This window comes from Tenacibaculum sp. L6 (assembly GCF_028823685.1).
In the GTDB taxonomy this organism is placed as follows: domain Bacteria; phylum Bacteroidota; class Bacteroidia; order Flavobacteriales; family Flavobacteriaceae; genus Polaribacter.
On the sequence record NZ_JAPEHZ010000107.1, the window covers coordinates 1 to 3,620 of the forward strand.

The 3,620-nt window shown below is 27.8% G+C and carries 5 protein-coding genes; all 5 read left to right on the forward strand.

All coding sequences use genetic code 11. The annotated features are described in order from the left end of the window. On the forward strand, positions 1-539 hold a 539-nt coding region (locus OU788_RS11915; RefSeq protein ID WP_274635373.1), incomplete at its 5' end, for a hypothetical protein. Between the two features lie 100 nt (positions 540-639). Continuing rightward, positions 640-1,260 (forward strand): hypothetical protein, encoded by a 621-nt coding sequence (locus tag OU788_RS11920; RefSeq protein WP_274635374.1) that lies wholly within the window; start codon positions 640-642, stop codon positions 1,258-1,260. Positions 1,261-1,381: 121 nt separating this feature from the next. Continuing rightward, positions 1,382-1,813 (forward strand): hypothetical protein, encoded by a 432-nt coding sequence (locus OU788_RS11925; RefSeq protein ID WP_156167110.1) that lies wholly within the window; start codon positions 1,382-1,384, stop codon positions 1,811-1,813. A gap of 222 nt (positions 1,814-2,035) precedes the next feature. Beyond that, entirely contained in the window at positions 2,036-2,896 is an 861-nt protein-coding gene (locus OU788_RS11930; RefSeq protein WP_073184350.1) for an SH3 domain-containing protein, read from the forward strand. Between the two features lie 134 nt (positions 2,897-3,030). Next, a partial coding sequence (locus OU788_RS11935; protein ID WP_274635375.1) for a M23 family metallopeptidase occupies positions 3,031-3,620 on the forward strand: 590 nt, incomplete at its 3' end.

A 3,620-nucleotide genomic window follows, 5' to 3' on the forward strand; every position in this document is an offset into this window, starting at 1 on the left:
CATTACCTATAGGGTCGGATTTTTTCTTTAAAGATTTAATAGATAAAGAAAAAGAACAGAAAACTTTTTTTGAATATTACGATGTAAATAATTCTAATTTTAAAAGAATAAAAACTAATCAATATAGTTCATTTTATAAACCAACTAAAGCAGATACATTCAATGAGGAAGATTCGTTTGCTTTACAATCTATAAGCGATTATTCTTTTTTTGATTTGGTGAAAGTTTTACCTAAAAAGAATAATTTTTATATAATGATTTTTGGAGGAGAATCTATTATTAATGATTATGATGGTAATGTTTTTTCTGTAGATCGAAAAGATTTGGTTGTAATTGATGAAAATCATAAGATTATTAGTGAAATGAATCTGTATTATGATTACAGCAATGGGATATTTGCCAGAATGAAATCATTTTTTATTGATAAAGAAGGCGTCATTTATATTAAATATTACTTTGAAGATGAAGAAGGGAGTAGCAAGTTTTCTAATGTAGAAAAATATATGATAAATGATAAAGGAGAAATATTGAAAAAGTAAAATATGTTTATTATGATAAGGATGGAAAAAACACAATTTAAAAGATGTTTATGATATAATTCAAGTTGAAGAGTATGAGTATGGAAAAACACTAAAATCTGTGCCAGCAGGGTTCACGAAAGAAGAAACTATAGGTAAAGGACGTAAAAAGTATACGTATACTGATAAAGTAGTTGTCAAAGGAACAAAGGGTGATGAAAAAGGGAAAATTAGAAAAAACATAAAGACAGGGAAGAAATCACCATTAATTAAAATAGGGAGTAAAGATTACACAGGGCAAAAATTACCTATTCAATTTAAATTAATGGCCAACAGTACTAGGCTTTATATTCATCCAAATGCTTTTGCCTGTGTATTAGGTACAATAGCTAATGTAGGTTATAAAGACATTACAATGGTTGGTTTTACAGGTAAAGATAATCATGGTTTTCCAAGTAAAACACATGTAAATGGGGTGCACGGAGATTTTAGGTATTTGCGTAAAGATAAAACAGGAGCAAGTCTTCACATTAATAATGACGAAGGGGCTAAAGAATTAGATGTAACTCGTCAAGAAAAAATGATTGATGCTTTTGTGAAATTTGGATGGCCTAAGTTTTATAGTTATAAATTTAAATTAACAAAAGATCAAAAAGAAAAACAGCTTTTAAAAAAATGTGATCACTTAGGAGGGCATCACCATCATTTACATACAAGAAGATTTAAACCAAAATTCAAGTAGTCTTATGAGAAATTTAATTTATATTTTTTGTTTACTCTCGTTTTTTTATTGTAAGCCAAAAGAATCTCAAAAAATAGAAGGTAAGAAAAAAAAGACATTCTATTTAACTAAAAAAAGAGATTTGAGATATTCTGATAGTATCTTGTCAAAAATAAAAGAAATTACCAAATCAGGATATTACGATCATAGTGAAGAAGTTGCATACAAAAAAAACAACAAGGATGTTTTTATTTTAATTTATGAAGATTTTGAGAATTTTAAATTGAAAGGAATAGGTTACTCTATTACACATGAAGATGATAAAAAATATTATTCTACATTCTATCATTTTAGCGAATTAGATGAAAAAAATGTGTTATCAGTTTATGAATCGTATGATTATGATAAAGAAGATGAGGATAATCATAAAAATAAAGTTATAGATTCTATTTTTCTAAAAGACAATAAAATTGTCCTTTGGAAAAATAAACAAGTAACACAAAAAGAAATGTTAGAAAAAGAAAAAGAGATTTTAGCTATTAAACGAGAAATAGACAGTGTTCTAAAAGATTAGAAATTTATGTATGATTTTGCAGGATATTGTTTGATTATGGATAGACTAGTTGGGTTGAGGTAAGTGAATTAATTATTTCTTTTAAGGTATTTTTAAAAAGAAAAACTGTAGAAGAAAAAGGAATAGATAATGTTAAAATAGTTATTACCGATGAAATTAATTAAGATACTTATATTACTTTTTTTATTTTCTTGCTGCTCAAATGCTCAAAATCATTGTAAATTGAATGATGTTATTGATGATTTTTTGAATACAGAGGTGCCTTATTCTGAAGATGAAACAAGTGTTGATTTAACAGATGTGTTTACAAATAACACAGTACCATATATAGGTTTTATTGGAGAAAGTAAGAGAAAAATAGATTTTTTTATTACTTTGATTAAGCGTGATACAATCAATAATAATCGCTATCTAATAGAAGGGCAAACAAAGGTTTACTCTGAAATTACAAGGAATTTTAAAGGAGAACTCTTATTAGAAAAACAATACAAATTTTCTAAAAAACTAGACGAGGAAGTATCTTATTCTGATATAATTTTAAAACAAGGTTTTTCAATATTGACTTATGAATTGAAAGAAGATAATAATTTAGATAATAGAGGTGTTTTTAAGGGGAAGCTAATGGTTTCATGGTATCAAGACACTGATAATAATATAAATTATGATGATACTTTAGATTATATACCAAGTTATGCTAACTGTTATTTTTTTGGAAGTTGGATAAATAAAGATAAAAATGAAAAGATATTAACAGCATGGAGTCATTACAGAATACCATGCTCGGGAGATTTAGATATTGGGGCAGCCGAGTTTTCACCTAACCCAAAATATTACAATCAAGGGTGGAAATTGTATTCTTCAGAAGAGGAAACTATAAATCCAAATAGTGAGTTTGCTAAAATTGTAGATAAAGACGGTTATGTAAATATGCGTGAAAAAAATAATACTACGTCTAAAATACTTTCTCAAATCCAGTCTGGTAAATTAGTTGAAATTTTAGAACAAAAAGATGAATGGTGGCTTGTTCTTTATGATAACAAAAAAGGTTATATTCATAAAAGCAGGTTGCGTTTGGTTAAGTAAAAAACGAAAAATAACTTACAGATTATTAGTTGTTCATTGCTTAAATTAAATTCAATATATCCTTAGGAAGAAGAAAAACAAAAAAATATAGAGAAGCTTTAAATAAAACAACTGATAAAAAAACAAAGTTGTTTATGGTTGTTGATGCAGAGTCAGCAAATCAAAATTGGTTTGAAGTAAAATACGAAGAGTTTTTTGATAACCGTCCTAACTTTTGGTATTATGGAGATGATAATTGGTTTGAGTTGAGTAATATAAGGAAATGGCATGAACCTGTAGATAATCCAATTTCTACGAATTATACACAATCAGGTACCCAAGTTACAAAATATAGTAAGCATTGGGGGTTGTTTGGTAATACTAGGAATGGTAGCGCTCATGCAGGGTTAGATTTATTTGCTAAAACAGGTGAAAATATTTATGCATGTGTTGATGGAACAGTGTATAATCGTAGATGGCATGGAGGTTATGGGAATACTATAACAATTAAAGTTGATGATCCAGAAGGCTTGTTAAGGTTAAAGCGAGATTATAAAATAAAGTACTCTAAGGAAGGAGAAATTGAAAAAGGGATGGGTTTTAGCGAAAGGGGAAGTATTTATTTATTTTATGCTCATTTGGACTCGGTTAAAGAGTTTTCTTTTGGAGAAAAAGTAAAAATGGGAGATGTTTTAGGTACGACAGGAAGGTCTGGAGTGAAAAGAGGAACAAGAGCTCCTCATTT